This window comes from Micromonospora humidisoli, from assembly GCF_016900955.1.
Lineage (GTDB): Bacteria > Actinomycetota > Actinomycetes > Mycobacteriales > Micromonosporaceae > Micromonospora > Micromonospora wenchangensis.
In genome coordinates this window covers 582130-608769 of the sequence record NZ_JAFEUO010000004.1, presented here as the reverse complement: position 1 = coordinate 608769, position 26640 = coordinate 582130, and the positions used below count along the sequence as shown (strand labels likewise).

Below are 26640 nucleotides of genomic sequence, written 5' to 3'. Positions count from 1 at the left end.
TGTAAGGAAGTATCGTTACTCATGGAGTGACGGGAGCGCTACCCGGTTGTAGACGTAAAACTTACAGTACGTCACGCTTTAAGTCTGACCATTGATCATGTATCATCCCCCCCGTGGACCGCCTGACATGCATCGACTTGTTTGCTGGGGCGGGCGGTGCTACCGAAGGTCTTCGTGCTGCCGGCTACGACGTGATCGGCGCAGTGGAGGTCGACCCCACCGCCGCAGCCTCCTATCGGATGAACCACCCTGCTACTAGGTTATGGCAGCGAGATATACGCGAGCTGACCGCTAGCCAGGTCAGGCGTGAGCTAGGGCTTGAGTCAGGCGGTCTAACCCTTCTCAAGGCGTGCCCTCCCTGCCAGGGGTTCTCCACCTTGGCGCGACGTGACGAGTCGCCGAGCGACAGCGCGCGAAATGACTTGGTGCTAGATGTCGTTCGATTCGTTCGAGCTTTGCGCCCTGCCGCCGTTCTATTGGAGAACGTGCCCGGATTGGAGCGAGACTCGCGGTTCAGTCGGATAAAGCTGGCAATAGAGAGAATCGGCTATTCTCTTACCTCCTTCAAGCTGGATGCCGCAGATGTGGGCGTGCCGCAACGGCGGCGTCGCTTAATTATGATTGCGATACGTGGGCGTCGAGCCCAACTTCCGAACTCCCTCCCTTCACTGCTTGGGAACTGGCTTGTTGAAGAGCCTAAAACTGCAAGAGACGCACTGGAAGAACTTGGCAAGAGTGTTCCTGCTGACGACGCGCTCAACAGACACCGCACTCACTCGTCAAAGGTGGTCGCCCGCATTTCGGCGGTCCCCGTCGGAGGCACGCGATTTGACCTGCCGGCAGAGCATCAGCTTAGTTGCCACGTAAACCTTAAGAAAAGAAGCGCGACTGCTTCCTATGGTCGGGTTCGGCTTGATGCGCCTGCTCCAACGATGACGACGCGCTGCGTTACCCCTGCCTGTGGTTCGTTCATACACCCGACCGAACATCGGGGACTTACATTACGCGAAGCTGCAGCATTTCAGACTTTCCCCCCAAGCTACCATTTCTCTGGCGATTTTGGATCTATTGAGCGACAAATTGGAAATGCCGTGCCAGTGCGAATGGCGCAAGTGCTTGGCGAAGCGGTTAAAGAGCTTCTGAAGAAGTCTCTCTGAAGTGACGAATTGCCTGTCAATTGCTGCGAGTTGTTGTATGCTGGACGGATCGAAATATAGCTAAGTCATCGATCTGTCAATCTGATATACGCGGATGACTTTGTGCGCTCTGCCATTTTTTCGCGTCACGAATTCGTGTTCGGTCAAAGGTGATCCTTCGTCTACCCCGAAGATGGCTGCAAGCTTTGAATCTGCGGAAATTTCGCGCTGCGTTGCTTCAAGGTCGTTTGAGTGATCTGACTGGTGGATGATGCGGTGCGGGTTTGCGTAGGTTCCCCTACCGTGTTCGGTAGTCACTGCGCCTGCATCTCGTAATACGGCTATGGCCTGCCGAATGGTGCCGCGGCTTGCCCGGAACTCGGCAGTAAGCGCGCTCTCGGCTGGTAAGAGAGCTCCGGGCGCGATAGTGCCGCCCTCGATGCGGCGTTTAAGTTCGTCGGCGATGGTGCGGTAGCGGGGCTGTCCGTAGTGCGGGGTGGGCACCTGTTCACCGTACCTGGCACTTGTTGTACCAAGTGCCAAGCAAGCGACGTGTTTCGACGTCTAGACAACTCGTCCACTTGTAGATACGTTTCCTGGTGTGCGGCCGGGGTGACGGCTCGTGTCAGGGGTGGTTGCGGTGTCGGCCCTGGCCGCACCTATGCGCGGCGTCCTGTGGGACCGGTTGCGGTAGCCGCGTAGACAAGTTGGCTCGGTGATACCCGACCCGTCCGGCGTCGGACGGTGCGCCGTGCCTTCATCCGGGCCGGCGGTCGGCCACAACCAATCTCGTGGTCGGCCGCCGGTTCCTCGTCTACCTGTGGAGGTGCGATGTCCGGCTCTCATCGTCGACGCGGTTGGTTGTCGTCCTGGTGGCCCCGCAGACGTACGCCGATCCCGACCACCAGCAGCGCCACGCCGTCGGCGTGGTCCGGCGGATCGATGGGCCCTGCGCCGTGGTGGTCGGTCGGTGTTACGCGGGAACTTCCCGTGCTGCGGTATGCGCCGTTGATGACGGTGGCTCAGGCGCACCGGGGGCACGGCGGGCGGTGGACACGATGACCCGCCCGAGCAAGCCGGCCCCGGTGGCGAGTCACCCGGACTGGTGTACGCCGGAGCGGTGCGGTTACCTGGTGCCGCCGGTGATGGCGCACATGGCCCGTCGTCATCGTGGCCACATGCTCCGAGTTGGTGAGAAGCGGGCGAGTGGGCTCGTCGTCACGTACCTGATCAGTGCGGAGACTGCGGGCGCTCCGCTGGTGTGCGTGCACGCGTCGTGTCGGGCGGGGAACGCCTGGGCGGAGTTGTCGCTGTCGGAGGCGGCGGAGCTGGTGGAGCAGTTGCGCGGGTTGCTGGCGCAGGTCGGCGGGCAGGGGGCCGGCGATGAATGAAGGCTTTCCGATGATGAACCGGCGGCTGCCGGCGTGGCCTCGGCCGGTGGTGTGTCCGCCGTGGTGTCGGGGTTGTGGGCCGAACGATCCGATGCACCGGGGGTACCTGGCCACGATCGGGAGGGAGGGGACCGGGTGGGTGAGTCTGCAACTGCTCATCGACCGGTTCACCCGCCGCGACCCGGCGATCAAGCTCGACGCGACCCACTTCGGCACCACGCAAACCGTGCTCCTGACGCTGTCCCACGTCGACCGGCTCATCGAGGAACTGACCCACGCCCGCCAGGCGATGCAGGCACAGACCGGGCGACACGGGCGGACGGGAGAGACGCGGTGAACGCCAACGGCCGGCGGGGCGCTGGGGCGCGTGGTCCTGGTGGGCGTCGTGGGCAGGCTCCGCGAGCAGGGGCGGTGGTGGTGCCGGCGGTGCCGGAGCGGCCGGCTGGGGGGACCACCTGGCAGACGTTGGAACGTCTAGGGGGTACGGTGACCGGTGTGCATGGCCGGGACTGGCGCCCTCGCTACCTGCAACTCGCGGAAGAGTTGCGGGCGAAGATCATGAGCGGGGAGCTTGCCCCCGGCACGCTGATGCCCAGCGAAACCGAGCTGGCCGAGTCGTCTGGGCTGTCCCGCACGAGCGTCCGCAACGCCATCCGCCAGTTGCGCGAATGGGGCCTGGTCCGGGCGGAGCAGGGGCGCGGCACCTACGTGCGGGCACCCCGCCAGCGGGTACGCCGTCGCAACACCGAGCGGTACCAGTGGGAGAAGGACCGGGTCCTGCTCGACGAGGACGAACGGTTGAAGACCGGCGCGACCGAGCACGACACCGGCCTGACCGTCGATGACCTGAAGTTCCACGCCGAGTACACCCGCGTGAATGCCGATGAGGAGATGGCGGCGGCCCTCCAGGTCGAGCCGGGTACGCCGCTGCTGCGCCGGGTCTACTGGACGTCCTCGCGGCACGAGAACGCACCGCTGACCGTGTCGTACTCCTACCTGCCCTACGACCTGGTCGCCGCGAACCCGGACCTGCTCGACGCCGGCAAGGAACCCTGGCCCGGCGGCACGCAACACCAGCTGTACACCCTCGGCATCGAGCTGGACCGCATCGACGACGAGATCCGCGCCCGGCCCCCGTCGCCGGATGAGGCCGAACTGTTGGACATCGACCCGGGCGTCTCCGTGCTCACCGTGCGCAAGACCTCCGTCGACACCACCGGCCGGGTGGTCGAGGTCGCTGACGTGGTGATGCCGGGGGACCGGACCGAGCTTGTCTACTCCCACAAACTCCAGCGGTGGAAAACTTGACGCAGCTCGTCTCGGTCATCACCCCGGTCCACGCGCCCAGCATCGAGTACCTGGCTGGCGCGTACGCATCGCTGGCCAAACAGGAGATGCCGCCGGGGTGGGACTGGCAATGGCTCGTCCAGGAAGACGGACAGACCGGAGCCCTGACCGACATCCTGCCCGACGACCCACGGATCAGCCTCGGCACCGGGCGTCCCGGTGGGCCTGGTGTTGCCCGGACCCTTGCGTTGTCCCGTGTTGACGGTGACCTCATCAAGGTTCTTGACGCTGACGACCAGTTGACCCCCGGCGCGCTTGCTCGGGACATCGCCGCGTTCGACGCGCACCCGCAGATCGGGTGGACCACCTCGCGGGTACTCGACCTGCTTCCCGACGGATCGACCGCCGGATGGGACAAAGACCCGGCCGGCGGGGTCATCGAACGGGGCGCGGTCCTGGCGTTCTGGCAGGCCAACGACTATCGGGCATCCGTCCACCCGGCCACACTGTGCCTACGCCGGGATCTCGTCTTCGCTCTCGGCGGCTGGATGGCCCTACCCGCCTCCGAAGACACCGGCCTGCTCCTGGCCGCGAACGCCGTCAGCGCGGGCTACTTCACCCGCGAATACGGCCTGCTGTACCGCAAGTGGCCCGGCCAGGTCACCAGCCAAGCCGCACACCGCGAACCCGCCGAGTACCAAGCCCGCATGAAGATCATCGAGGCCAGAGCCAACGCCCTGACCTCGATGATCCCCAACGGCTTCGACGGCGAAGCTGAGGCATAGCCCTCGTGCCCCGGGCGTCCCTGGGCATCAGCCTCCTCCAACTCCGTCGCATAGATGTCTCGGCGATTCACGCTTTCAATGCGAATTGAATTCGCCTAACACCCGTCCTTGCCTCTCGCGGCGTAGTCCGTCGCAGCCACAATCCTTCTCGTCGTCCGCGCGTCTTGCGGGCCATCGCCAACTCCTCGGTACGATCATCCTGGCATTTCATCGACCGACCCTGGGCGGAAGTCGTCTTCACGCCCCTCAGGAGGCGAAAGTCGTCCCCCGGAGAAAGAAAGGTCGGTGGAATGCCAAAGAGGGATTGCCAGGTCTGCGGTTGTCGCAGTGTTGGCAGGCACCGGAAGTCCGACAGGGTGTGTCTTGGCAGCCTACTAGAGCTCATGGCTCTCCTCTTCAGGCTGCTGGTGCCGCTCGCGGTCGGGCTAGGTGCAGTCCTTAAGCAAGATGAGCCCGCCTAATAAGACGGGCTCACCCAGCGGGGTAGCCCTCGCCTCTCGCGACCACGGGCGGGCGGGGGCTTCCTCCATGCCGACCGAGTTCGGACGGCAGTCCGGTTGATGCCTTGCAGGGCTTGGCGATGGCTGCTCGCTAAACGTTGAGCGCACCTAACGTTCCTAACCTTACCTTCGGCTCTTGCTCCAAGTTACACACCGCCATAGTGGATGGACTGCCATACGCGCCGTTATGGCAGTTATTAATCGCTCACGTATGAGGTGTAGGTGTGTAGCTCGCCGTCATGTGTGACTCGCCCAGCCGGGTGGCAGGCAGTCGAGGCGCGGGCGGCCTGAGGGGCAACAGTAGACAGAGGTCAGTCAAGGTCACCTCCATCAAGCTCGGTCAGGCTAGTCCTGCTCATCAGCAGAGCCAGGCCGTCTAGAGCCTCGCCGACTTTCACGGTTTACTTGTTGACTTGTCTGCCAAGTGGGCTCTACCTTGGAGTCTCCACTTGGCAGACATGCCAACAACATGGAGGTTGAGCGATGGCTCTGCGTGGCGGTACGAGGTTCGCCGTGCGTTGTGAGGACGTCTTCCCGGCGGGGTGCGCCCTGGTCCCTGAGTCGCTGGGTGAGGTCGAGGACTACGACGAGAAGACCGGGCGGCGTAGCCCGGCGAAGGACAAGTTGACCGGTCAGCGGGTGTGGCAGGTGCGGGTGATGGACCTGGACCCGGAGCTTGGCAAGCGTTCCCGGGAGACGACGGTCAAGATCTCCGCCGACTACCAGCCGGTGCCGCCGACGGGTGCGCCGTTCGAGGCGGTGGAGTTCGAGGGCATGACGGTGACGCCGTACGTGACCAACAACAACCGGATGGCGTACTCGCTGCGGGCGACCGGGATGCGTGCCCCGGCGGGTGTGGCGAAGAAGGCGGCGGCGTAGCCGCTGAAGGTTGGGGGCGGGGCTGTCTGGTCTTGGCGGACGGCAGCCCCGCCCCCTTGGTGTCTCTTTCCCCTGCTCTGTCGAGAGAGGTAGTGACGTGTCCAAGCGTAGGCGTTCGGCTGCCCCGGCTTCGCCTCGGTGCGAGGTGTGTCAGTCCCGGTTCGACCCGGCCACCGGTGCCGACGGCCGGTGTGCCGGGTGTGTCGGGCAGCTCGTTCTTCCGTTTCCTCCGGTCCGGGACGCGTCGGGCCGGTTCGTGTCCCTGCGGGGTGGGCGATGATGCGCCGGCCTCGGGGCGGGGTGGTGATGGTGACCGCCGGGGATCTGATGGTGGTCCGGCCGAAGCGGTTCGTCCTGCCGATGTGGCTGGTCGTGCTCGGCCTGGTGCTGCGCTGGGCCGCCCGGTTCTGCTGGTGGTGCCTGCGTCACCCGGTCACCGTGGGCATGGTCGTGACCGCCGTCGTCCTCTACGCCGATTACGGCTGGCCGGGCCTGGTGGTGCCGCTGGTGCTGGCGTCGGCGGTTTCGGCGGTGTGGCGATGGCGCGATGAGACGTCCTGGTGGCGATGGTGCGCCGGGCCGCTGCTCGGCCGGTTCCGTCAGGTTTTCGTCTACCGGTGGGCGTGGCAGGAGGCGATGACCCTGTGCGGCCTGGCCGCAACGTATGACCACCTGCCGGTCCTGCCGCAGTTGCTGCGGGTGCGCTCGGATCAGGCCCTGGACGTGCTGACCGTGCGGATGGTCCGGGGGCAGACCCCGGCCGACTTCCAACAGGTCACCGCGAACCTCGCGTACGCCTTCGGCCGGCGGCACGCCCGGGTCTAGTCCGAGCGGCCCGACACCCCGCCGACCCGTACCGGCTACTGGTCGCTGCTCCTCGGCTGGGTCGACCGGCTGCGGTTCCGGGACCGGCCCACGCTGGTCTACCTGGTGCTCGTCCGTACCGATGCGCTGCGGCCGGTCGTGCCGCCGTTCGACACCCCGACCGTCCCCGACTTCACGGCGTTGCCGTTGGCGCGGCGGGAGGACCTGGGGACCTGGTCGCTGCACCTGCTCGCCACCCATGTGCTGATCGGTGGGGCCACCCGCTCCGGGAAAGGCTCGGTGCTGTGGTCGCTGGTCCGGTCGCTGGCCGGTGGCATCACGTCGGGCCTGGTGCGGCTGTGGGTGATCGATCCCAAGGGCGGGATGGAGTTCGCCATGGGTCGGCCGTTGTTCGCCCGGTTCGCCTGCAAGTCGTTCGAGGCCATGGCCGATCTCCTCGACGAGGCCGTGTCCGTGATGCGGGAGCGTCAGACCCGACTCGCCGGCACCGTGCGGGCGCACACCCCGACCGAGGCTGACCCCCTGGTCGTGGTCGTCATCGACGAGATGGCCGCACTGACCGCGTACCTGCAAGACGTCGACCTCCGCAAGCGCATCGCGGGCTCCCTGGGGTTGCTGCTGTCGCAGGGCGCGGGGGTTGGGGTGCTGGTGGTGACGGCGTTGCAGGACCCGCGCAAGGAGGTGTTGCCGTTCCGGGACCTGTTCCCGACCCGCATCGCCCTCGGCCTCACCGAAGCCGCTCAGGTTGACCTCGTGTTGGGTGACGGTGCCCGCAACCGGGGCGCCCTCGCCGACCAGATGCCCCGATGGGCCAAAGGCGTCGGCTACGTGATCCTCGACGGCACCCCGGAACCCATGCGGGTCCGGTTCTCCTACATCACCGACGACGACATCCGCGACCTGGCCCACCGGTACCCGGCCCCGGCCGACGCGGCGGACATCCTCGCCCAGGTCGGCCGCGAGTCCACCCCGGAACCGGCCCGGCCGGCGCTGCCCCGGCCCCGACGCGGGCCACTGCTGCCCGACGCGCTGCGCACCATCCTCGACGCCGACCAGGGCGAACCCCGATGACCGGCCCGACCGACGGCCGGCGCTTCTACCGGCTGCGTACCCCCGAACCGGTCACCGCCGTGTCCGTCCGCGTCGACCCCGACCGACCCGACCCGTACCCCGTCTATCTCGCGGTCGGGGCGGGCCGGCGGCGGATGTCCCTGACCCCCAATGAGGCGTGGGCGCTGTGGCGCTGCCTCTCCGAAGCCGTCGCCACGCTCGGCACCCCTCCCGACTACATCCGCACTGACATCCGTCCGGCCCGGAGGTAACCGCCATGACCACCCTCGCCCGCGTCATCAACCGGCTCCGGCGTCCGCTGCGCATCCGGCTCGTCGGCCCCGCCGACCAGACCGCCGCCGCCCTGCACGGCCTCGCGCACATGGTCAACCGCCGCCCCGACATGGCCGACCGGCGCATCCGCATCGACCTGACCATCCGCGAAAAGCCGATGCAGGAGTGGCGATGACCGAGCGCACCGAATCCGCCGTACGCCTGGTGATCCTGCTCGCCATCGGCACCATGGCCGGCGCTGCCGCCTTCACCCACGTCCACGACCTGTCCGTAGCCCACGGCCAACCCGACTGGATCGGCTGGGCCAACGCCGTAGCCGTCGAGCTGATGGCGATCTACCTCGGCCTGGAACTCCGCGCCCGCCGTCGCACGGGTCGGCCCGTCGGCCTGGTCGGCTCGCTCCTGGTCGCGTTCGCGCTGCTCTCCCTCGCCGCCCAGGTCGCCGAAGCGGAACCGTCGGTGTGGGGCTGGACCGTGGCGGCCGTGCCGTCGCTGGCGTTCCTCGCCCTGTTCAAGGTCGTCCTGTCCAACGCCCCGGCCACCCCGCCTGCTCCTGCACCGGACCAACCCCCGGGCGACTGGTACAAGGTGCCCGAGCAGGCCACCACCGAACCCGAACGCCCGGCTGACCCCGTGCCGCCGGCTGTCCCGGCTCCGGCTGCCATCTCTGCCCCGGCAGCCGTGCTGCCTCCGCGTGTCGTCCCTTCGAACCGGCCGCACGTCGTCGGGATCATCCGATGACCGCCCCGACCCTGCCGGGCCTCGAACCCGTCGCCCCGACCCCGGTTGCTGTTCCTCGGCCGGGGTCGCGGGCGGCCCGCATGGCGTTACCCCGCTCGGTCGACGTCCTCAAGGAGATCGCCGCCGAGTACGGCGTCTGCGTGCGTCCCCTCGCCATGCGCCGTACCGACCTCGACACGGGCTTGACCGAGGTCATCGACCTGCCGTGTGGGGCCACCCGGGAAGACAAGTGCGCCCCGTGCGCGAAGAAGAACCGCCGACTGCGGCAGGCCCAGATCCGGGAGGGCTGGCACCGCGACGACGAACCTCTACCGCCGCCGGAACCGGCGACCGAGGAACAGAAGGCGCTCATCCTGCTGCGCGGGCATCTGGAGTTCTCCCGTGACGAGGCGTCCCGGGCGTGCCAGTGGGACCAGGTCGAAGACCTCGACGAGGCTATCCGCGAGGTGGAAGAGGCGATTGCGGCCGAAGGGCTCCGGGGTCGGGTCGCCCCGCCGCACGCGACCGGCGACGACGACCAGGGCGACGACGACACCGGCCCGCGCCGCAAGCGCTCGACCCGGCGTCGGCAGGATGCCCCGGAGCTGCCCCGCCGGAAGGTCGAGCGGCGCACGGTCGGCAGGACGTACACCGCTGCGGACGGCACCACCTACCGGCCGTCGATGTGGCTGACCCTCACCCTCGACTCCTACGGCCCGGTGCGCCCCGACGGCACTCCGGTCAACCCCGACCGGTACGACTACCGCCGTGCCGCCTGGGACGCCGTGCACTTCCCCCGGCTGCTGGATCGGTTCTGGCAGAACCTGCGCCGGTGTGAGGGCTGGAACGTCCAGTACGCCGGCTGCGTCGAGCCGCAACGTCGTCTTGCGCCTCACGCGCACTTCGCCATCCGGGGCACGATCCCCCGGGACACCCTGCGCACCGTGGCGGCGGCGACCTATCACCAGGTGTGGTGGCCGGCGGTCGACGTCCAGCGCTACACCGCCGACCGACCCCCCGTGTGGGACGAGCAGGCGGCGGCGTGGGTCGACCCGGACACCCGGTGCCCATTGACTACCTGGGGCGAAGCACTCGACACCATCGACGACAACCCGCACGCCGAACCGGTGCACGTCGTCCGCTTCGGTACCCAGGTCGACGCGCGGGGCGTCATGCCCGGCACCACCGACGCCGAACGGACCATCCGGTACGTCACGAAGTACATCACCAAGCACACCGGCGACGTGCACAAGGCAACCACCGACCGGCAACGCAAACACCTCGACCGGCTCTGGCGGGAACTGCGCGTCACCCCCTGCACCGACCGGTGCGCGAACTGGCTGCTCTACGGTGTTCAACCCAAGAAGGCACACGCCAAGCTCAAGCCGGGCCGCTGCAAGGGCAAGGTCCACCAGCGGGACACCCTCGGCATCGGCGGCCGACGCATCCTCATCTCCCGCGACTGGTCCGGCAAGACGCTCAGCGACCACAAGCACGACGTCCGGGCCTGGGTGCGGTCGCTGCTCGGTGTCACGGTCGGCCTGGATGGGGCCGACGACCAGGGCGCCACCGTCGAACCGGTCCGGCACGCCTGGGAACTCGCCCGACCCGATGACCCCGACGTACCGGCCATGGCTCATCGGCTGCTGCGGTCGATCAGCGAGCGTGCCCGCTGGCGCTCCGAACTGCTCGCCGCCAAGGACCGAGCCGCGCAACTCCCCGACGACGGATCAGCAACGGGAACGGGCGACACGACGGGGGAGGGGCTGTGACGGTGGTGAACGATGGGCTCTGGACGGTGCGGGAGGTGGCGGCCTACCTGCGGGTGCCGCAGGAAACGCTGTACCGCTGGCGCAAGGTCAAGTACGGGCCGCCGGCGGCCCGGGTCGGTCGACACCTGCGGTACGAACCGGAGACGGTCCGGGCGTGGGTACGCGCGCAGGCGGCGGCCTGATGGGGCACGTGGAGGATCGCTGGTACAAGACGGTTCACCACCCGGGCGGGCGACGGGAGCGGGTCAAGACGAACCTGTTCGGCAAAGGGCTGCGCTACCGGGTGCGGTACATCGGGCCGGACGGCAAGGAACGGAAGAAGTCCTACCCCGACCGGGCCAAGCGCGAGGCTGACGCGTTCCTCGTGTCGACCGAGACGGACAAGCTCCGGGGCTCCTACGTCGACCCGGTCGCTGGCCGGATGACCTTCGCCGAGTACGCCGAAACCTGGCTCCGTACCCGCTCGTTCGACGAGTCGACCCGGGAGAGCACGGAGTTCCGGGTACGGAAACACCTGCTCCCGTTCTTCGGCGCGCGGAAACTGGCCGAGATCAAGCCGGGGCACGTCCGGGAGTGGGACGCCGCGATGGTCGGCAAGCTGGCCCCGGCAACCCGGGCCGTCGTCTTCGCGCACCTGCGCACCATCCTCGGGGCGGCCGTCGACGACGAGCGGATCGCCAAGAATCCGTGTTCGGCAAAGTCGGTCACGCCGCCGCGACCGGTGCAGCGTCGGGTGGTGCCGTGGCGGTACGAACAGGTTTCGGCAATCCGCGGTGGCCTCGCCCGGCGGTACCGCCCGATGGTCGACCTCGGCGCGGGCTGCGGGCTCCGGCAGGGGGAGATCCTGGGGCTCGGTGTCGACGACATCGACCTTGACGCGGGGTGGGTGCACGTCTCGCGTCAGGTCAAGCTCGTCCGCTCCCGGCTCGTCTTCGGGCTGCCCAAGAATGACCGGGACCGGCGGGTGCCGTTGCCCGACTCTGTCGCCCAGGTGCTGCGCCGGCACCTCGACGACTTCGCTCCGGTGCCGCTCACCCTGCCGTGGGAGAACCCGGCCGATGACGAGCGGGTGACGGTGCCGCTGCTGTTCACCACGACCCGGCGGGGTGCGATCAACCGGCGCACCTTCGACGACAAGAGTTGGCGACCGGCTGTCGTGGCGGCCGGCATCACGCCGACCCGGTCCACCGGGATGCACGCGCTACGCCACTTCTACGCCTCGTCGCTGCTCGACGCGGGGGAGAGCATCAAGGCGCTCGCGTCGTACCTCGGCCACGCCGACCCCGGTTTCACCCTCCGCGTCTACACGCACCTGATGCCGGCCAGCGAGGAACGCACCCGCAACGCGATCGACGATCTGTTCAACCCGCCCGAGAAGCCCTGACGCCCTGGCGACGCCCTGAGCGGGCTTCAGCCGAACAAAACGCCTGGTCAGAGCATGAATCAGCTTCGGAATCCGGCGTACAGGTCGACTCGTCCGTCGCCCACCAGCTCAGAGCTTCGATCGCGGCGCTGAGCCACCTGCTTCGCGAGTTGTCGTGATGGGGTGCGACGACACGACCCGCACTCCTTCCTTCAGGACGTACAACTCCCGGCGCGCCACCGCATTGCCCTTCTCGTCCAGTCGATAGCCGTCAAGCCACGTCCAGCCGTGGTAGGCGCAAGGTTCTGCGCGGATCTTGATAAGGCGGACGAATACCGGCCGGACGAACTGGGGGCCAGCTGCGCGGGTCAGATGCAGCACGTCACCGGGCTTCACGTCGGTGCTCCCTGTCCCGCCAGGCGCGTAGCGTCCTGCCTGCCGTGGCCAGTCGCGGGCAGCCTTCGTCGGAGAACTTGGTGCAGGTGGAACGGTGGTGGAAGTCGACGACGTAACCGGCCATCAGTACGGAGAACGGAGGCTCGGCCGGCCTCTGTGGCATGGGCACGGTTCACCTCCGGCTGGAGCGCATGATGATCCTGGCCCAGCGCCAGACTCCGGCGTTGGCCATCGTCCGCAGTTCTGCGTCCGGGGCGGTGGACAGGTCGGTCCGCCGCCCCGCATCCGGACCGCTCGGGGTGGCGGCGGGTTCGACCGTGACGACGTCCACCGGTTGGTGGGGGCGCTGGAACCACTTGACTCTAGTCATACGTAAAGATTAAACGACTAGAGCGAGTATGAACTAGCCCTCCGTCAAGTTGATACATGCCTAGTCGACGGATGCCTAGCGTCAGCGTCATGGGTAAGAAGCTGCGGTTGGTGGGTTCCGGGGAGATCCGGACCATGCTCGGCGGCGTCTCCCGGCAGCGCGTCTACCAGATCACCAACCGCAGGGACTTCCCCGAGCCGGTGGCCAGCCTCCAGATGGGCAACGTCTGGCTGGCCGAAGACGTCGAGGCGTGGATCGCCACCCGGCGGGGGGACCTGGACTGACTGTGAGCCGGCCTCCGAAGGGTCGCCGTCGCGTGCCGGGTTGACTCCACCCGCTGCCGATAGGCCGGCCGTAGCGCCCGTATCAGTCATGGTCGCGGCAGCCGACCTGGTCGCCGATCTCCTTCGGGATGCCGTACGGGCTGCACTCCAGCGCGCTGCCTTCACCGATCTTCTTCCACCCCTTCGTCGAGTGCGCGAACACCAGCACCCCGTCCCCCTGCTGCGACGGGTCGACGGCGATCACCCCGGCGGTCGCCCACTGCCGGGCGCACTTGATGTGGTCGGGGTCGATCTTGTGCGTCTTCCTGTCCAGCCCGGACACCTGCTGAAGGGTCGCGGCATCGACCGGGCAGGCCGCTTGGGTGGCCACCGGGGTGGCGGACGCCGTGCCGCGCGTCGGCGACGGGCTGCCGGGGGAGGAGGGGGAGGCCGTGCCGCCGGGCGGGGACGACGCGGCGTCCGAACCGGTCACCGGGCCGGACGGCGCGGGGTCGCAGGCGGCGACCGCCGCCAGCAGGGCGAGGGGTACGAGGGCGCGCAGGGCGTTCAGGGACATCGTTCCTCCGGATCGGACGTCGCCGGGACTCTGTGGAGTACACCCCTGGACGGCGGGCGAGGTTGCCGCTGTCGGGCATCCGATCGGGCGGGTGCTTCGCGGTGCAACGACGGGAGTGTCCGGGCGTCGGCGACGCCCGGACGACCTGTTGTCCGTTCAGTTCAGGCGGTGCACACGCGGCCCCCGTCAGCGGTCAGGCTGGCCAGGGAGCACACCTTCAGCAGCGGATAGTGCGGCCCCATCACGGTGGCGGCGGTCTCCGCCGAACTGTCCACCGGCACGTTCTGGGTGGCGTGCGGGAAATTGGCCACCGGTAGCAGGTTCCGCAGCAGCACCATGTGCGGGGCCACCGGATACGAGACGGAGAACGGCAGGAAGGTCGCGTCGTCGACCGCCTCGATGGCCGTCCGCTGCTGCTCCCGGCCGATCACGTACGTGTAGTAGCCGTGTCGGTCGAGGCGGGTGTCGTCGTCGTAGCGGCAACCGAGGCTCGGCGGCGCGTCGGTGAACCGGTTGATCACGACGGGCTTGACCTGGCCGCCGAGGTTGGTGCACATCGAGAAGTAGCGTAGGTCGGCGTGTCGGCGTGGCCAGACGTCCGGATGGTTGCCGGTGACCGCCCGGGGCGCCCTACCCCGGATCACCAGCACCTGGTCCGCCGCAGGCGGGGTGATCCAGGTGCCCAGGTAGGCATTGTCCGGGTTGGGGGCGAGGTTCTCCACCTCCGAGGTCCGGGTGAAGAGCTTCTGCCCGGTCTCCTCCGGCACCCCCGGCCCGCCGGGTCCGCCAGGCCCGCCAGGCCCCCCGGGTCCGTGGGGTCCGCCAGGCCCACCCGGCCCGCCGGGTCCGTGGGGTCCGCCAGGCCCACCCGGCCCGCCGGGTCCGTGGGGTCCGCCAGGCCCACCCGGCCCGCCGGGTCCGTGGGGTCCGTGGGGTCCGCCAGGCCCACCCGGCCCACTGGGTCCGCCGGGTCCGCCGGGTCCACCCGGCCCGCCGGGCCCGTGCGGCCCGCCAGGCCCACCCGGCCCACTGGGTCCGCCAGGTCCACCGGGATGCCCAGGCCCTCCGGGATGCCCAGGCCCTCCGGGATGCCCGGGGCCGCCGGGTCCGCCGGGGTGACCAGGCCCACCCGGCCCGTCGCCGGGACCGCCCGCGCCGGACAGCCCCGCCTCCCGGGCGTTCGCGGGTGCCGGGGTGGTGGTGGGGGTGCCACCGCCTCCCGGCGGGCAGGGCGGCAGGGTCTGCGACACCCCGTCGAGGGTGAGGGTCATGCTGGGCAGGGTGACGGCCGCGTCACCGCCGGCCGGCAGATAGACCCGGAAGATGACCGATGCCTTCGCGCCGGGCAGGGCGTCCTCCCGGGCCAGGGGCAGCCGGTTGGTCTGTCCGAAGGCCACGTCGGGGGTGATGGTGAGGGTGAACCGCCCACCCGGCGCGGCACCGGTCTGCCACGGATTCTGGCTGCCCGCGTCCGGCGTGATGAGGTAGTCCGGCATGCTGGAGCTGACGCCATTGCGGGTGAAGTACGTGGGCTTGTCGTCGTACACGTTGAAAGACGCGTATCTGGCGTCGGGAAAGGCCCCGGAGAGGGTGATTTCCAGGCCCGGCGTGACCGGATAGATGGTCGACCAGTACGTGGCGGCGGTGTCCGGCCAGTAGGCGTTCAGGCTTGTCGCCCCGTACTTCGACGACCAGGCGCAGGTGGGCATGGTGACGGCGGTGCCGGCGACGCGCTCCGCCTCGGCGGGGGTGGCTACCAGGGGGGCGGCCAGGGCGATCAGCCCGGACAGCAACAGAAACGGTCGACGCGTGGCCCGCGTAGCCGGTGTGGATACAGAGAGTGGCATGCGTCGACTTGATCAGAAATATGTGTCGACATGGTTACTTTCACGGTCAATTATCGTTGCTGTGTCGCACGTTTCAGCGTGTCTGGGATTACTATTTCCCGGCAGTGGAGTTTATTTCGGAAAAGCTACTTCCAGGGGATCTGGTCGGCTGCTGCGGTGGAGTGTGGACAGAGGTCGGGATTCGCCCGTTACCGTAGGTCTTCGTCCCGGCCGGGAGGGGGCACGGCGCGCTCGGCCGTGCCCCCACCGGGTGGCTCAGGCCTCCGTCGGTACCCGGGTCAGCAGGGCCGCGATCCGGCCGGCCACCCCCGGGGCGTGCAGGTGCAGCCGGGCGACGTTGACGGCGTCCGTGCCGATCACGGCGAGCAGGGCCTGCTCGCTGACCGCGTAGACGCTCAGGTAGCCGCCCTGGTTGCGGACCGTGGACTGTTGGAAGTCGCCCTGCCCGAGGCGCATGCCGACCTGCCGGCCGAGGCCGAAGGTGGTCGCGGCGAGCGCGGCCAGATCGTTCGGGTCGACCTCGTTCTGCAGGTTGTGCGTGATGAGCAGGCCGTCGACGCCCCCCAGCACGCAGCCGTGCACCCCGGGGATCTCGTGCCGCAACTCCGCCAGTTCGCGACTGATCGCCGGGTACGGCAGCGAACGGTCCCCGGCCAGCGACGGCGGGAGCTGCCGGGCGGCGGGCGGGGCGGCGGTGCGGGCGGTACGGGCCGAGCGGCGGGGCAGGACGGTTTCGGTCTTGTCCGTGGTCACAGTTCCAGGCTCTCCTCGATGCTGCGCAGCTGGTGCCGGGCCATCGCCAGGTTGGCCCGGCTCTTGCTCACCATCAGGTAGAGGAAGAGGCCCTTGCCGGTGCGGCCGGTCAGCGGGCGGATCAGGTGGTACTGGCTGCCGAGGGTGATCAGGATGTCCTCGATCTCGTCCTCGATCTTGAGCATCTCCAGGGTGCGCATCTTGGCGCGGACGACGTCGGTGTTGCCGGCGGCGGCGACGGTCAGGTCGATCTCGCCGGTGCCGCCGGCCACGCCGAGGGTCATGCCGCTGCTGTAGTCGACGAGCGCCACCCCGATCGCTCCGTCGATATTCATCGCGTTCTTCAGGGCGACGTCCAGGCTAGCCACGGTGGTGTTCTCCCGCTTCGACAGGGCGGCGCCGTCGACATCGTCGTCGTCCCGCCCAGGTGACGGGCGGTGGCAGCGCCGCAAGAGGTCTGACGAGGCTCGCACACACCCCCGGGTGGTCGCACTCGGGGCCGCCGCATCGGGGCTGTCCGGCCGACCCGCAGCGGCCGGCGGTCCCGTCAAGAGGACCGGGCCGAGGGATGGTCCGGCTCGGGGTGACCTGATACCAAGTACCTGGTTGATGCGGTAGGGCCGGAAGTCCCGGCCCGGTCCGCCAGCGCGCGCCACGGCCGGGCGACCGTCCCGACCGTGGACACCACGCACGACGGTTCAGCCGGACCGGGCGACGGTCCGCGCCATCCGGTCGAAGTGCCGGATCGACTCCGCGTCGAGGCGTTCCATCCGGCTCCCGGAACAGGCCGGCGGCGTCACCGGGCATGGTCAGCGCAGGCTGGGTGACCAGCCCGAGCAGGACCGCGAGATACGGACACCGTCGCCGTCGTGCAGCGCGGACACGTCCCTGTGCTGTCGCGATGTTCGATCCTGCCGGGGCGTCCGGCGTCGTACCACCGGCTTTCCGGCTCACCCCGCGCGGCGTCGCGGCGGCCCCGCAACCCGGGCCGACGCGGTGCCGGCGGGGCTGTCTCCGGCGGTGTCCGGGCAGGTCAGGGCCGATTTCGCGATTCTGCCCCGGACGCCGCCGGACACGTCTACTGTGGATGTGGTCGCGACCAATTGTGGCGATCCGGTGGCGGTCGGGCTGCGCCCGGTGCACAGTGATCTCATGAACGACAGCGGACGTGGTGGGCACTACTACTGGTGCACCCGACACCACCGGGTCGAGACCGATGCCGACGTGTGCCCTGCCAAGCACGTTCTCGGACCGTATCCCTCGGCTGCCGACGCGGAGAACGCCCTGCAGAAGGTGCAGGAGCGCAACGAGGCGTGGGAGGCCGAAGACGCCCGCTGGGCCGGGGAGGGCAACTGAACGGCGCGGGACGGCCCGCGCCGAGGACTCCGTGCCTCCGTGAGGGGGCACGCGGGAGCATGTCCCCAAGGAGGGAACCGAGATGGCCGAAGCAGCAAAGGCCACCACCCGCCCGGCCGCGACGAAGACCGCAGCCGCGCAACGGACCGCAGGCGCGACCCGGAGCACCGCGGCCCGCCGCTCGACTACGACCACGACCGCGGCCCGCAGGGCGTCGGCCGGCCGGGCCACGGCGAGCGCGGCGGGTGCCGGCTCGGGCCGGACCCCGTCTACCGGCACCGCCCGGACGGCGGCGACCGGCACGGCGAAGAAGGCCCCGGCCACCCGGAGCACCGCCTCGAAGTCCGCTGCCTCGAAGGCGCCCGCCTCGAAGTCGACGGCGAAGAAGGCCCCGGCGGCCAGGAGCACCGCGTCGAAGTCGACCGCGCGCAAGGCCCCGGCCAAGAAGACCGCCGCCCGCACCACCGCCGGGGTGGCCAGGAAGACCACCACCGCCGCCCGGAGCACGGCGGCGAAGAAGGCCACCGCGGCGAAGCGGACGACAGCGGCGGCGGCGAAGAAGACCACCGCGACCGCCCGGACCGCCGCCAGGAAGACCACCGCCGCGACGAAGACCACGGCCGCCCGGAAGGCGATGCCCGCCGGTAAGGCGACGGCCGCGTCGAAGACCACGGCCGCGAAGAAGGCGATGCCCGCGAACAAGGCGATGCCCGGCACGAGGAGCACGGCCGCCACGAAGAGCACGGCCGCCAGGAAGACGACGCCGACGAAGACCACTGCGGCGAAGAAGGCCACTGCGGCGAAGAGGGCCACGCCCACGAAGAGGGCCACGCCCGCGAAGAAGACCGCCACGGCCACGAAGGCGCCGGCCGGCAAGTCGACCGCGAAGACCGCTCCCGCGTCGAAGTCGACTGCGAAGGCGGCACCGGCCCGCAGGACCAGCGCGCCGGCCACCCGTAAGGCGGCGGTGAAGAAGACCACGGCCACCACCGCCCGCAAGGCCACCGCCCGTAAGGCCACCGCCCGCACCGCGCCCGCGCGGACGGCGCGGGCCACCACACCGGCGCGCGCCCGCAAGGCCACCGGCTGACCGTACGGAGGCTGCGGTCCGCCCGCCGGAGAGCGGATCACGCGGCACGCTGCCAGGATTGACCCGTGGTCATCCGACGTGTGCTCGCGCCCCGCATCGACTTCGGCGCGCTGCGCCGTGAGCTGGGACTGCCTGACGGCTTCCCGGCCGCGGCGCAGCGCGAGGCCGACGAGGCGGCCGACGCCCCACCGCCCGCCGTGGCCGACCGTACCGACGTCCCGTTCGTCACGGTCGACCCCGCCACCTCCCGCGACCTTGACCAGGCGATGCACCTCAGCCGTCGCCCCGGCGGCTACCGGGTGCGGTACGCCATCGCCGACGTCGCCACCCACGTCCGCCCCGGCGGGCCGCTGGAGGAGGAGACCTGGCGGCGCGGGCAGACTGTCTACCTGCCCGACGGCAACGTGCCGCTGCACCCGCACACCCTCAGCGAGGGGGCCGCCAGCCTGCTGCCCGACGTCGACCGGGCGGCCGTGCTGTGGACCATCGACCTGGACGCCGACGGGGCCACCGTCGCCGTCGGGCTGGAACGCGCCCTGGTCCGCAGCCGCGCCAAGCTGGACTACCCGGGTGTGCAGGTGGCCGCCGACGCCGGCCGGCTGCCCGACCCGATCGCGCTGCTGCCCGAGATCGGCGCCCTGCTCACCGCCCGTGGCCTGCGCCGGGGCGCGGTCAACCTGCCGCTGCCCGAGCAGGACGTCGAACCCGACGGGGACGGGTGGCGGCTGGTGCTGCGCGGTCCCGGCCCGATGGAGGACCACAACGCCCAGATCTCGCTGCTCACCGGGATGGCGGCGGCGGACATCATGCTGGCCGGCCGGATCGGGTTGCTGCGCACCATGCCCGCCCCGAAACCGGAGGCGGTGGCCCGGCTGCGCGCGGCGGCGGCCCCGCTGGGCGTGCACTGGCCGGACGGGGTACGGGTCGGCGAGGTGCTGGCCGGGTTGGACGCCTCCCAGCCCCGGGCTGCCGCCTTCGTCGACCAGGCGGCCGAGCTGATGCGCGGTGCGGCGTACACGGCGTTCGACGACGAGCTGCCCGAGCAGCCGGAGCACGGCGGGGTGGCCGCCGCGTACGCCCACGTCACCGCCCCGTTGCGCCGGCTGGCCGACCGGTACGCCACGGAGGTGTGCCTGGCCCTGCACGAGGGCCGCGACGTGCCGGAGTGGGCCCGGTCGGCGCTGCCCCGGCTGCCCGAGGTGATGGCCTCGACCGACCGGACGGCGGGCGCGGCCACCCGGGGCGCGATCGAACTGGCCGAGGCGGTGCTGCTGGAACACCGGGTGGGGCAGACGTTCTCGGCGGCGGTGCTGGACACCGACACGCCCCCGAACGGCCCGGCGAAGCCCGGCCGGGTGCCCGGCGGGACGGTGGCGTTGGACGAGCCGCCGGTACGGGCCCGCTGCACGGGGGAGCTGCCGTTGGGGGAGCGGGTCACCGTACGCCTGGTCACCGCCGACCCGGCCGGCCGGAAGGTGCTCTTCGAACGGGCCTGAACCCGGCCCGGCCCGGCGGGGCGGTCGGCGTCACAGCGCCTTGCGCCGCTGGTGGCGTGGCGGTTTGCGAGGATGACGCCATGGCATACGACGCGAGCACCCTCCCCGACGTGTCCGGGCTGACCGTCGGCATCATCGGCGGCACCGGCGACCAGGGACGGGGGCTGGCCTACCGGTTCGCCCGTGCCGGTCAGCAGGTGCTGATCGGGTCCCGTTCCGCGGAGCGGGCGGCCGAGGCGGCGGCCGAGATCGCCGCGCTGCCCCGGCTGCCCGCCGGGGTCGACGTGACCGGCGCGGACAACGACGAGGTGGCCCGCCGTAGCGACGTGGTGGTGATCGCGGTGCCGTGGGACGGGCACGCGGCCACCGTCGGCGCGCTGGCCGGACCACTGGCCGGCAAGATCGTCGTGGACTGCGTCAACCCGCTCGGCTTCGACAAGCAGGGCCCGTACGCGCTGCCGGTCGCCGAGGGCAGCGCGGTGCAGCAGGCGGCGGCCCTGCTGCCCGACTCCCGGGTCTGTGCGGCGTTCAACCACGTCAGCGCACCGCTGCTGGCCGACCCGGAGATCGACCGGATCGACCTCGACGTGCTGATCTGCACCGAGGAACGGGAACTGGTCGACATCGTCGGTGCGTTGGCCGCCCGGATCCCCGGCATGCGCGGCATCTACGCCGGCCGGCTGCGCAACGCCCACCAGATCGAGGCGTTCACCGCCAACCTGATCGCCATCAACAAGCGCTACAAGGCCCACGCCGGCATCCGGGTCACCGACCTCTGAGACCCGACCCCCGCTTCCCGCCGCCGTCCTGGAGGGAAAGTGCCCCCAGGGGGCCGGTGCCCTCCGAGATGGCGGCGGGTGGGGCGGCGGTCAGAAGTTGGTGTCGACGCCGGCCTTCTTGCAGGCGGCGTTCGCCATCGCGCTGGTCTTCTGGAACTCGGGGGCGTCGGCGGCGGTGTCCAGGTTCGGCGCGGTCGCCGCCCGGCCGGACGCGGCCCCGAACGCGGCCAGCGCGGTGACCGCCTCGCTGGTGGGGATGCCGGCGGTGGCCTTCGCCAACTCCTGCGCCATCTCCGTGTAGGCCTTCCGGATGGTCGGCGTGGGGTCGCCACCCGACGTCGCGGCCTTCACCACGTCGGCCTTCGTCGTGTCGGCGATCTTCTTGGCCGCCGTGCAGAGCTTCTTGTCGGCCGCCGGGTCGGCGGCGGCGGTCGGGCCGCCGGTGCCGGGGTCGGTGGTGGTCGGGTCGGTGGCGGCCGACGGGGTGGCGGCGGTGGCCGACGCACCGGCGGATGTCGACGGTGCGGCCGTGGTCGACGGTTCCGCCTCGCTGCACGCCGCGAGGGCCAGTACGGAGACACAGGTCAGGACGACTGTTGACAAGCGAACATGATCCACGGGCGGAACCCTAACCGCTTTTGCCGCACCACGGTCACCCCCGGTCGGTGGGTCGTTCCAGGGCGGTGGGGCGGGGGTGCCGCCCCACCGCCCGTACTCAGAAGGTGTGCTCGGTGGCGGGGAAGTCGCCGCCGCGCACCTCGTCGGCGAACCGGCGGGTCGCCTCGGTCAGTGCCCCGGCCAGGTCGGCGTAGCGCTTGACGAACCGGGGGGCCTTCCCGGTGCGCAGCCCGGCCATGTCCTGCCAGACCAGCACCTGGGCGTCGGTGTCGGGGCCCGCGCCGATGCCGACGGTGGGGATCGCCAGTTCGGCGGTGACCCGCTTGGCGACCTCGCCCGGCACCATCTCCAGCACCACCGCGAACGCGCCCGCCCCGGCCACCGCCCGCGCGTCGGCGAGCACCTTCTCGGCGGTGTCGCCGCGCCCCTGCACCCGGTAGCCGCCCAGGGTGTGTTCGCTCTGCGGGGTGAAACCGATGTGCGCCATCACCGGGATGCCCGCCCCGGTGATCGCCGCGATCTGGTCGGCGCAGCGCCGGCCGCCCTCCAGCTTCACCGCGTGGCAGCCGCCCTCCTTCATGAACCGCACCGCCGTGCGCAACGCCTGCGTCGGCCCCTCCTCGTACGAGCCGAAGGGCAGGTCGCCGACGACCAGGGTGTGCCGGGTGGCCCGGACCACGGCGCGCACCAGCGGCAACAGCTCGTCGACCGTCACCGGCAGGGTGGTCTCGTAGCCGAACACGTTGTTCGCCGCCGAGTCGCCGACCAGCAGCGCCGGAATCCCCGCCTGGTCGAAGATCCCGGCGGTGTACTGGTCGTACGAGGTGAGCATGGCCCACCGGTCGCCGCGCTCCTTGGCGGCGATCAGGTCGCGGGTGCGGACCCGGCGGGTGGCCGGCCCGCCGTACAGGGCGGTCACCTCGGTCGGGGTGGGCTCCACCATGACTGTCTCCTTTCCTCGAGGCCGCTGTCGCGGTCCCCGGGTTCTGCCGCGATCGTCGCACCGCGCGACGGGTCGACGGCAGGGAACAGTGCAGGATTTCACTCCGCCGGGGCGACACCGGCCGACCGGAGCCGGTCGGTGTCGGTCGGGCCCGGCTGCTCAGCCGTCCTCGCGCCAGCGGTTGGTGATCGGCAGCCGACGGTCCCGGCCGAACGCCTTCATCGAGATCTTCGTGCCCGGCGCGGACTGCCGGCGCTTGTACTCGGCGGTGTCCACCAGCCGCAGCACCCGGTCGACGACCGCCGGGTCGTGGCCGGACTCCACCAGGCCGGCCCGGCCCAGGTCGCCGTCGACGTAGCCGATCAGGATCGGGTCCAGCACGTCGTAGTCGGGCAGGCTGTCGCTGTCGAGCTGGCCGGGGCTCAGCTCGGCCGACGGGGGCTTGCCGATGGAGTTCTCCGGGATCGGCGGGGTCTCGCCCCGGCGGGCCGCGTCAGCGTTGCGCCACTTCGCCAGCCGCCAGATCAGCGTCTTCCAGACGTCCTTGACCGGGTTGAACCCGCCGACCGAGTCGCCGTAGAGGGTCGAGTAGCCGACCGCCAGCTCACTCTTGTTGCCGGTGGTGAGGACCAGGTGGCCCTCCTGGTTCGACAGTGCCATCAGGATCACCCCGCGTACCCGGGCCTGGAGGTTCTCCACCGCCACCCCGGACAGCGAGATGTTCGCCAGGAAGGTGTCCACCATCGGCTGGATCGGCTCGACCCGGTAGTCCAGGCCGGTGCGCTTGGCCAGGTCCTCCGCGTCGGCCCGGGAGTGCTCCGAGGAGTGCTGGCTGGGCAGTGACACGCCGACCACCCGCTGCGGCCCGAGCGCGTCGACGGCCAGCGCGGCCACCACCGCCGAGTCGATGCCGCCGGACAGGCCCAGCACCACCGAGGGGAACCGGTTCTTGTTGACGTAGTCGCGCAGGCCCAGCACCAGCGCCTGCCACACCTCGGCCTCGTCGGCCACCGGGGCCAGCAGGCCGCCGTCGGCCGCCGGCCCGCTCGGGGCCGCCGGCACCACCTCGACGGTACGGCGGACCACCCGCATCCCGTCGGCGAGATCCTCGGTGTCGGCCGAGTGCCGGCCCGCCCCGGCCAGCTCCACGTCGTGCACGAGCAGGTGCTCGACGAACTGCGGCGCGCGGGTGAGCAGGTCGCCGTCGGGGGTGACGATCATCGAGTCGCCCTCGAAGACCAGCTCGTCCTGGCCGCCGACCATGTTGACGTACGCGATAGGTGCGCCGGCCTCGGCGGCCCGGCGGCGCACCAGCGGCAGCCGGACGTCGTCCTTGTTCAGCTCGTACGGCGAGCCGTTGATGTTGACCACCAGCCCGACGCCGGCCTGCCGGGCCACCGCGAACGGGCCACCGGCCTGCCACAGGTCCTCGCAGATGGTCAACGCCACGTCCACCCCGCCCACCCGGACCACGGTCAGGGTGTCACCGGGCACGAAGTAGCGGTCCTCGTCGAAGACGCCGTAGTTGGGCAGGTGGTGCTTGAAGTAGTGGGCCACCACCCCGCCCCGGTGCAGCAGCGCGGCGGCGTTGCGGGCCCCCCGGCCCGGTTGGGCGTCCCCGCTGACCTGCGGCGGCCCGTCGGCGTCCAGGTAGCCGACCACGACCGGCAGGTCGCCGAGGCCGTCGGCGGCCAGGTCGGCGGCGAGCTGCCGCAGCGCGGCCTGCGAGGCGGCGACGAAGGAACGACGGAAGACCAGGTCCTCCACCGGGTAGCCGGTGAGCACCATCTCCGGGAAGGCGACGAGTTGGGCGCCGGCGTCGGCGGCCCGACGGGTCCAGGCGCGGATCAGCTCGGCGTTGCCGGCCGTGTCGCCGACTGTCGGGTTGACCTGGCACAGGGCCAGACGCAGGGTGGGCATGCCCTCATCTTGCCCCAGCGGCAGCCGGTCGACCCGGCGGCTGCGACGAGACGACGGCCACCCTTTCCCGGTCCCCGGCGGGCCCGGTGCTGGTGACGGGGCCGCCCGTTGATCCGGCCGTCGGGACACCGCAGGACGAGCGAGGGCAGGTCGCGTAACGTCTGCTTAACCAGGCCGGTGAAGACTGGGCGGTCAGGACGGACCGGCCGACCGGTGCCGGACGTACGTGGCGAGGGGTTGGGGAAGTGGACCGTCAGCAGGAGTTCGTCCTCCGTACGCTGGAAGAGCGGGACATCCGGTTCGTCCGGCTGTGGTTCACCGACGTGCTGGGCACGCTCAAGAGCGTCTCAGTGGCCCCGGCGGAGCTGGAGGCGGCCTTCGAGGAGGGCATCGGGTTCGACGGTTCGGCGATCGAGGGCTTCGCCCGGGTCTTCGAGTCCGACATGGTCGCCATGCCGGACCCGACGACCTTCCAGGTGTTCCCGTTCGAGGGCGGGGTCAGCGGCGAGAGCGCCCGGATGTTCTGCGACATCCTGCTGCCCGACGGCGGCCCGTCCTGGGCCGACCCGCGGCACGTGCTGCGCCGGATGCTGTCCAAGGCGGCCGAGAAGGGCTTCACCTTCTACACCCACCCGGAGATCGAGTTCTTCCTGCTGGAGAACGGCCCGCAGGACGGCTCGGTGCCCACCGCCGTGGACACCGGCGGCTACTTCGAGCACACCACGCACGCCGTCGCGCGGGACTTCCGCCGCCAGGCCGTGCTGGCGCTGGAGCGGATCGGCATCTCGGTGGAGTTCAGCCACCACGAGGTCGCCCCCGGCCAGCAGGAGATCGACCTGCGGTACGCCGACGCGCTGACCACCGCCGACAACATCATGACCTTCCGGCACGTGGTCAAGGAGGTGGCGCTCTCCACCGGCGTGCAGGCCAGCTTCATGCCGAAGCCGTTCACCGACCAGCCGGGCAGCGGCATGCACACCCACCTGTCGCTGTTCGAGGGGGAGCGCAACGCGTTCCACGACTCCGGCGACCCGATGAAACTGTCGAAGGTGGCGAAGTCGTTCATCGCCGGCCTGCTGATGCACGCCCGCGAGTACACCGCCGTCACCAACCAGTGGGTCAACTCGTACAAGCGGCTGTTCCCGCAGGCGCTGCCGGACCGGATCACCGAGAGCCCGGCGTACGTCTGCTGGGGGCACCTGAACCGGTCCGCGCTGGTCCGCGTGCCGGCGTACGGCAAGCCGAACTCGGCCCGGGTGGAGGTCCGGTCGCTGGACTCGGCGACCAACCCGTACCTGGCGTTCGCCGTGATGCTCGGTGCCGGCCTCAAGGGCATCGAGGAGGGCTACGAACTGCCGCCCGGCGCGGAGGACGACGTCTGGTCGCTGAGCAGCGCCGAACGCCGCGCGATGGGCTACGAGGCGCTGCCGGAGAACCTGTCCGAGGCGATCGACGTGATGGCCGGTTCCGAGCTGGTCGCCGAGGTCCTCGGCGAGCACGTGTTCGACTTCTTCCTGCGCAACAAGCGGGCCGAGTGGGAGCAGTACCGCCGCGAGGTCACCCCGTACGAGCGGCAGCGCTACCTGTCGCTGTAGCGCGGAGCGCCGCCGGCCTGGTCGTCCGTACCGGGCCGGCGGCGGGACGGCCGGCTGCTGCGCCGGTCCGGGGGGTGTCGGGGGTTGCCCGGGGCCGCTATCGTCTCGATCACCGTGCCGGCACCTCCGCCGGACGCAGGAGGTCGGGAGGCTGTCGGTGCTGGAAGATCTGCTCACCGGAGCATGGCAGAGCGTCGTGTTCGGTGTCGTCGGGGTGGCGCTGATGGCGGCCGGCTTCGTGCTGGTCGACGTGCTCACCCCGGGCAAGCTGCGCGAGCTGATCTGGGTGCAGCGCAACGGCAACGCCGGGCTGCTGCTGGCCGCCAACCAGCTGGGTGTCGCCGGCATCGTCTTCACCGCGATCGTGACCAGCTACGACGACTTCGCCAAGGGGCTCGCCTCGACGGTGCTCTTCGGGCTGATCGGGCTGGCCGTGATGGCGCTCGCCTTCGGCGTGCTGGACCTGCTCACCCCGGGCAAGCTCGGTGAGGTCATCTGCTCGGACCAGCCGCACCCGGCGGCCCGGGTCAGCGCCGCCACCCACTTCGGCGCGGCCCTGATCGTCTGCGCCTGCATCGCCTGAGCCGGGGGCCGGGTGTCGTCCGTCCCTGCCGGGGTGGCCGGGGTCGGGTGTC

The 26640-nt window shown here is 70.4% G+C and carries 29 protein-coding genes and 1 pseudogene; 20 read left to right on the top strand and 10 right to left on the bottom strand.

Features of this window, described 5'->3' with window-relative positions:
* Positions 1-113: 113 nt before the first annotated feature.
* Positions 114-1157 carry a DNA cytosine methyltransferase gene (locus JQN84_RS17545; RefSeq protein ID WP_204959415.1) on the top strand — a complete coding sequence of 348 codons (1044 nt, stop codon included), beginning with the start codon at positions 114-116 and terminating at the stop codon, positions 1155-1157.
* A 60-nt stretch (positions 1158-1217) separates the two neighbouring features.
* Here the strand turns inward: JQN84_RS17545 and JQN84_RS17540 are convergent, their stop codons facing one another.
* Positions 1218-1640 (bottom strand): GntR family transcriptional regulator, encoded by a 423-nt coding sequence (locus JQN84_RS17540; RefSeq protein WP_204959414.1) that lies wholly within the window; start codon positions 1638-1640, stop codon positions 1218-1220.
* Positions 1641-2314: 674 nt separating this feature from the next.
* On the opposite strand from JQN84_RS17540, the gene JQN84_RS17535 reads away from it, so the two are divergent.
* The 12 genes and pseudogenes from JQN84_RS17535 (at position 2315) to JQN84_RS17480 (ending at position 12023) form a co-directional block, all read left to right on the top strand.
* The gene (locus JQN84_RS17535; protein WP_204959413.1) at positions 2315-2527 is read left to right on the top strand and encodes a hypothetical protein; all 213 of its coding nucleotides are present in this window, start codon (positions 2315-2317) and stop codon (positions 2525-2527) included.
* Positions 2528-2666: 139 nt separating this feature from the next.
* A complete protein-coding gene (locus JQN84_RS17530) occupies positions 2667-2864 on the top strand; it encodes a precorrin-4 C11-methyltransferase (RefSeq protein ID WP_307821278.1) in 198 nt (65 codons plus the stop codon).
* A 149-nt stretch (positions 2865-3013) separates the two neighbouring features.
* Positions 3014-3835: a GntR family transcriptional regulator gene (locus tag JQN84_RS17525; RefSeq protein ID WP_204959411.1), complete on the top strand. Its 822-nt coding sequence runs from the start codon at positions 3014-3016 to the stop codon at positions 3833-3835.
* Positions 3823-4599: a glycosyltransferase family 2 protein gene (locus tag JQN84_RS17520; protein ID WP_307821277.1), complete on the top strand. Its 777-nt coding sequence runs from the start codon at positions 3823-3825 to the stop codon at positions 4597-4599. The genes JQN84_RS17525 and JQN84_RS17520 overlap by 13 nt, the downstream gene beginning before the upstream one ends.
* Positions 4600-5582: 983 nt before the next feature.
* Positions 5583-5978: a transcriptional regulator gene (locus JQN84_RS17515; protein ID WP_104113758.1), complete on the top strand. Its 396-nt coding sequence runs from the start codon at positions 5583-5585 to the stop codon at positions 5976-5978.
* 306 nt (positions 5979-6284) lie between these two features.
* Positions 6285-7874, top strand: a pseudogene (locus JQN84_RS32595) (FtsK/SpoIIIE domain-containing protein).
* The gene (locus tag JQN84_RS17505) at positions 7871-8125 is read left to right on the top strand and encodes a hypothetical protein (RefSeq protein ID WP_204959409.1); all 255 of its coding nucleotides are present in this window, start codon (positions 7871-7873) and stop codon (positions 8123-8125) included. Before JQN84_RS32595 ends, JQN84_RS17505 begins: the two are co-directional and overlap by 4 nt.
* Positions 8126-8130: 5 nt before the next feature.
* Positions 8131-8322 (top strand): hypothetical protein, encoded by a 192-nt coding sequence (locus JQN84_RS17500; protein WP_145921118.1) that lies wholly within the window; start codon positions 8131-8133, stop codon positions 8320-8322.
* Complete coding sequence (locus tag JQN84_RS17495) at positions 8319-8888, top strand: DUF2637 domain-containing protein (RefSeq protein ID WP_204959408.1); 570 nt, start codon at positions 8319-8321, stop codon at positions 8886-8888. The genes JQN84_RS17500 and JQN84_RS17495 overlap by 4 nt, the downstream gene beginning before the upstream one ends.
* Positions 8885-10639, top strand: a complete 1755-nt coding sequence (locus JQN84_RS17490; protein WP_204959407.1) for a replication initiator — start codon at positions 8885-8887, stop codon at positions 10637-10639. Before JQN84_RS17495 ends, JQN84_RS17490 begins: the two co-directional genes overlap by 4 nt.
* A gap of 2 nt (positions 10640-10641) precedes the next feature.
* Positions 10642-10821 (top strand): helix-turn-helix domain-containing protein, encoded by a 180-nt coding sequence (locus JQN84_RS17485; RefSeq protein ID WP_204959655.1) that lies wholly within the window; start codon positions 10642-10644, stop codon positions 10819-10821.
* The gene (locus JQN84_RS17480) at positions 10821-12023 is read left to right on the top strand and encodes a site-specific integrase (RefSeq protein ID WP_204959654.1); all 1203 of its coding nucleotides are present in this window, start codon (positions 10821-10823) and stop codon (positions 12021-12023) included. The genes JQN84_RS17485 and JQN84_RS17480 overlap by 1 nt, the downstream gene beginning before the upstream one ends.
* A gap of 108 nt (positions 12024-12131) precedes the next feature.
* Here the strand turns inward: JQN84_RS17480 and JQN84_RS17475 are convergent, their stop codons facing one another.
* Entirely contained in the window at positions 12132-12398 is a 267-nt protein-coding gene (locus JQN84_RS17475) for a hypothetical protein (protein WP_204959406.1), read from the bottom strand.
* A gap of 172 nt (positions 12399-12570) precedes the next feature.
* Positions 12571-12768, bottom strand: coding sequence for a hypothetical protein (locus tag JQN84_RS17470; protein WP_204959405.1), 198 nt, complete (start codon positions 12766-12768; stop codon positions 12571-12573).
* An 89-nt stretch (positions 12769-12857) separates the two neighbouring features.
* Here JQN84_RS17470 and JQN84_RS17465 point away from each other — a divergent pair, with 89 nt between their 5' ends.
* Positions 12858-13052 carry a helix-turn-helix transcriptional regulator gene (locus tag JQN84_RS17465; RefSeq protein WP_228543537.1) on the top strand — a complete coding sequence of 65 codons (195 nt, stop codon included), beginning with the start codon at positions 12858-12860 and terminating at the stop codon, positions 13050-13052.
* Between the two features lie 82 nt (positions 13053-13134).
* Here the strand turns inward: JQN84_RS17465 and JQN84_RS17460 are convergent, their stop codons facing one another.
* The 4 genes from JQN84_RS17460 to JQN84_RS17445 all read right to left on the bottom strand — a co-directional run bounded on the left by JQN84_RS17460 (position 13135) and on the right by JQN84_RS17445 (position 16576).
* On the bottom strand, positions 13135-13608 hold the full coding sequence (locus JQN84_RS17460) for a hypothetical protein (RefSeq protein ID WP_204959404.1): 474 nt from the start codon (positions 13606-13608) through the stop codon (positions 13135-13137).
* A 161-nt stretch (positions 13609-13769) separates the two neighbouring features.
* Positions 13770-14375, bottom strand: coding sequence for a hypothetical protein (locus tag JQN84_RS17455; RefSeq protein WP_204959403.1), 606 nt, complete (start codon positions 14373-14375; stop codon positions 13770-13772).
* Between the two features lie 1335 nt (positions 14376-15710).
* Positions 15711-16208 (bottom strand): roadblock/LC7 domain-containing protein, encoded by a 498-nt coding sequence (locus tag JQN84_RS17450; protein WP_204959402.1) that lies wholly within the window; start codon positions 16206-16208, stop codon positions 15711-15713.
* Entirely contained in the window at positions 16205-16576 is a 372-nt protein-coding gene (locus JQN84_RS17445; RefSeq protein ID WP_204959401.1) for a hypothetical protein, read from the bottom strand. Before JQN84_RS17445 ends, JQN84_RS17450 begins: the two co-directional genes overlap by 4 nt.
* Before the next feature lie 652 nt (positions 16577-17228).
* Between JQN84_RS17445 and JQN84_RS31430 the strand changes: the two genes are divergently transcribed.
* From JQN84_RS31430 to npdG, 4 genes are all read left to right on the top strand, one after another.
* Complete coding sequence (locus tag JQN84_RS31430) at positions 17229-17564, top strand: hypothetical protein (protein ID WP_239485530.1); 336 nt, start codon at positions 17229-17231, stop codon at positions 17562-17564.
* A gap of 82 nt (positions 17565-17646) precedes the next feature.
* A complete protein-coding gene (locus JQN84_RS17435; protein WP_204959400.1) occupies positions 17647-18654 on the top strand; it encodes a histone in 1008 nt (335 codons plus the stop codon).
* Positions 18655-18719: 65 nt separating this feature from the next.
* The gene (locus tag JQN84_RS17430; protein ID WP_204959399.1) at positions 18720-20150 is read left to right on the top strand and encodes an RNB domain-containing ribonuclease; all 1431 of its coding nucleotides are present in this window, start codon (positions 18720-18722) and stop codon (positions 20148-20150) included.
* An 80-nt stretch (positions 20151-20230) separates the two neighbouring features.
* On the top strand, positions 20231-20929 hold the full coding sequence (gene npdG / locus JQN84_RS17425) for an NADPH-dependent F420 reductase (protein ID WP_204959398.1): 699 nt from the start codon (positions 20231-20233) through the stop codon (positions 20927-20929).
* Between the two features lie 90 nt (positions 20930-21019).
* Here the strand turns inward: npdG and JQN84_RS17420 are convergent, their stop codons facing one another.
* The 3 genes from JQN84_RS17420 to JQN84_RS17410 all read right to left on the bottom strand — a co-directional run bounded on the left by JQN84_RS17420 (position 21020) and on the right by JQN84_RS17410 (position 24410).
* Entirely contained in the window at positions 21020-21532 is a 513-nt protein-coding gene (locus JQN84_RS17420) for a hypothetical protein (RefSeq protein ID WP_204959397.1), read from the bottom strand.
* A 112-nt stretch (positions 21533-21644) separates the two neighbouring features.
* Positions 21645-22490 carry a 3-methyl-2-oxobutanoate hydroxymethyltransferase gene (gene panB / locus JQN84_RS17415; RefSeq protein WP_204959396.1) on the bottom strand — a complete coding sequence of 282 codons (846 nt, stop codon included), beginning with the start codon at positions 22488-22490 and terminating at the stop codon, positions 21645-21647.
* Positions 22491-22649: 159 nt separating this feature from the next.
* Positions 22650-24410 (bottom strand): NAD+ synthase, encoded by a 1761-nt coding sequence (locus tag JQN84_RS17410; protein ID WP_204959395.1) that lies wholly within the window; start codon positions 24408-24410, stop codon positions 22650-22652.
* A gap of 245 nt (positions 24411-24655) precedes the next feature.
* Between JQN84_RS17410 and glnA the strand changes: the two genes are divergently transcribed.
* A complete protein-coding gene (glnA, locus tag JQN84_RS17405) occupies positions 24656-26005 on the top strand; it encodes a type I glutamate--ammonia ligase (protein ID WP_088644813.1) in 1350 nt (449 codons plus the stop codon).
* 157 nt (positions 26006-26162) lie between these two features.
* Positions 26163-26588, top strand: coding sequence for a DUF350 domain-containing protein (locus JQN84_RS17400; RefSeq protein ID WP_088644812.1), 426 nt, complete (start codon positions 26163-26165; stop codon positions 26586-26588).
* Positions 26589-26640: the final 52 nt, after the last annotated feature.